Below are 1,432 nucleotides of genomic sequence, written 5' to 3' on the forward strand. Positions count from 1 at the left end.
ACGTCTCATTTGATTTGACACGCTCCGGGCCGCCGGCTCGTGGAGGAGAGCGGTGGTGATTGTCTGGCGGACGCCCGGGGCTGCCTCGCCCAGCGCATTTCTTGAGCTATCACTCGGCGGGCGGCGCAGGAACGAAGGATCCTTTCGATGGACCGCTGAGGTAGGTACATGCCTGCATGAACGAATGTATAGTCACGTAACCGCATGCCCGTCCAACCGGAAACCGCGCAGATTGCTGCGACGCCGATTCAGGAGATGTCATGTCAGTCGAGGTCCCTACCCGTCATCCAGAGCCGCGACGAGTCCTACTGGACTATCCCCACCGTCAGGCAGGGCATTGTGGTTCCGGAGCGCTGAGAGACCTCCTGGAGTGGGCCGGTCTGGGCTGGGACGAGGTGCCGAGCGAAGGTCTGGTCTTCGGAATGGGCGGTGGTCTCGGCTTCACCTACCTGCGGGCACCGGGTCTCGCCCCTCCCATCTACTTCGTCGGGCGTAGCAGCGACCTCGAGGTCGACCTTCTCGCCAGGCTGGGTGCAGAGGTCGACGTTCGGGGAACCGACGATCCCGAGACCGGCTGGGGCTGGGTCCGCCGCGAACTCCAGCAAGGCCGTCCCGTGCTGATGTGGGCCGACATTTCTGAGCTGCCCTACCTCAATGTCCGCCTTCAGATGAGTCGGCACGACATCGTCGTGATCGGTTACGAAGACGACACCGAGACGGCTTTCGTGGTGGACAACGACCGAGCCGAGATGCAGAAAGTCCCCTACGAGGCTCTTGCGCGGGCGCGCGCGTCCCGATCGTTCCCCGTGCCCACGAGGCACACCACGTACTTCGTGAACTGGCCCCAGATCCTGCCCGATCTCCGCCAGACTGCGGCTTCGGCCCTCGTGGCCTCGGTCGAAAACATGCAGGCGGCGACAACCGCGATTATTCCGGACGCGTCGGTGCTACCGCCGGATGCCGTTGCCGCTGCCGGGATCAGTGGAGTCACGGTCTTCGCCGAGGATGTCGACCGGTGGCCGGGGCTCATGCCCGAACCGGAACTGGACATCGCGCTGCGTTCTCTCCACGCCTTTGTAGAGAAGGCAGGCACGGGCGGCGGCCTGTTCCGCCGGTTGCAGGCACAGTTCTGTGGCGACGTGGCCCGGCTAACGGAGTCCGCGGAGATGGCGAAGGCCGGAACTGCGCTCTTGCGCTGCGCGGACACGTGGTCGGCTCTGGCTGCGGCCGGCCGTAGCGACGGATCGACGCTCGATCGCTGGCGACGGGTCAATGAACTCGCCGCGACGCTTCCCCGCGACGAAGGCCATGCCATCTCTCACATGCGCAAAGCGGCGGGGGAACTGGGGATGGGTGACCCATTGTAGGCAAGTCGGCGAACGCAGCAAGCGAGCACCACTGCCGGGTTGCAGCAGCAGATCTGCGGCCACCG

The 1,432-nt window shown here is 65.2% G+C and carries 1 protein-coding gene; it reads left to right on the plus strand.

Features of this window, described 5'->3' with window-relative positions:
* Window positions 1-260 precede the first annotated feature (260 nt).
* Window positions 261-1,367, plus strand: a complete 1,107-nt coding sequence (locus G6027_RS12465) for a BtrH N-terminal domain-containing protein (RefSeq protein WP_067478094.1) — start codon at window positions 261-263, stop codon at window positions 1,365-1,367.
* Window positions 1,368-1,432 lie beyond the last annotated feature (65 nt).

Source organism: Dietzia sp. SLG310A2-38A2, from assembly GCF_014145095.1.
GTDB lineage: Bacteria > Actinomycetota > Actinomycetes > Mycobacteriales > Mycobacteriaceae > Dietzia.